The sequence below is a fragment of the Actinomycetota bacterium genome, from assembly GCA_005774595.1.
GTDB lineage: Bacteria > Actinomycetota > Coriobacteriia > Anaerosomatales > D1FN1-002 > D1FN1-002.
Genome location: VAUM01000507.1, coordinates 1 through 1,057, shown reverse-complemented (window position 1 = coordinate 1,057; position 1,057 = coordinate 1). Strand labels below are relative to the sequence as shown.

The following is a 1,057-nucleotide window of genomic DNA, read 5'->3' as shown; positions in this document are numbered from 1 at the left end:
GAGCTCGGTACCGGCGCTGATGATGCTTGCCTCCGCCTCGACCAGGATCTCGCCGCCGGCGATCGCCAGGTGCATGAGCGGAGGGACCTGCGCCGCTACCGGCATGCTCGCGACGAGGCCCCCATCGGCATCGAAGAGGAGCACGCGGCGGTCGTCCCAGCGGTCGAGCACGGCGAACCGATCGCGCGAGACCGCGAGGTCCTCGAAGCCCTCGCTCGGCAGTGCCCACTCGCGTTCGGCCTCGCCGTCCGCGAAGCGCACGACACGCCGGTTCACCGCGTCGAGCACGTAGACGCGGCCCCGGTCGTCCACGCCGAGGCTCGACGGTCCTCGCGCCTCGCCCTCTTCCGGCCGGCTCCGGCCGAGCTGTCCGGGGCCCCCGCCCCAGGCGGCCTCGACCACCGGTACGGCGCGTCCCTTGGGCGTGCGCGCCTCGTCCGGCAGCTCGACCCGCTCGAGCACCCCGTCCCCGGCGCCCACCGAGACCGCCAGGCCCCAGACCGTCGCCGCGACGGCGGCGCCCGCGATGCCGGCCGCCGCCCAGACCTTCCTCCCGTTCATCTGCCGCTCCCTTCCCGTGGTCCCCGGCTCGGGCGCGGCCGGCCGATGCTGCGGCCGGCGCCGGACGTCTCGGGGCGAGTCTGCGAGGGAGGCGCGCCTTCGCGGCTTACCGCGGGCTTACCGGGCAGGTGCACGCCACCGTGGGGAAGAGACTCGTGAACGGGTCCGCGACGAGAGGGAGGCGGAGAGCGCGATGCGCATGGTCAACGCCGAAGGTCAGGAGCACCCCTGGGTCGACGAGCTCGACGAGGGCACCTACTACTGGTGCAAGTGCGGCTTCACGAACAACCCGCCCTTCTGCGACAACTCACACGAGGGGTCGGGGTTCACGCCCGTCGAGTTCTCCATCGACAAGAAGAAGACCGTCGCGCTGTGCAACTGCGGCCTGACGAGCGGAGCCCCTACTGCGACGGCTCCCACCGCGCCCTGAAATAGCCGCGCATGGGCACGCCGCTCTTCACCGACCTGTACCAGCTCACGATGATGTGCGCATACC

1 protein-coding gene and 1 pseudogene are annotated in these 1,057 nt (G+C 72.1%); one reads left to right on the top strand and one right to left on the bottom strand.

What is annotated here, in order from left to right; translation table 11 throughout:
• Positions 1-561 (bottom strand): hypothetical protein (locus FDZ70_11310; protein TLM65010.1); only part of this gene is annotated, 561 nt, incomplete at its 3' end.
• Positions 562-760: 199 nt separating this feature from the next.
• Here FDZ70_11310 and FDZ70_11305 point away from each other — a divergent pair.
• Positions 761-996 (top strand): annotated as a pseudogene (locus FDZ70_11305) (CDGSH iron-sulfur domain-containing protein).
• Positions 997-1,057 lie beyond the last annotated feature (61 nt).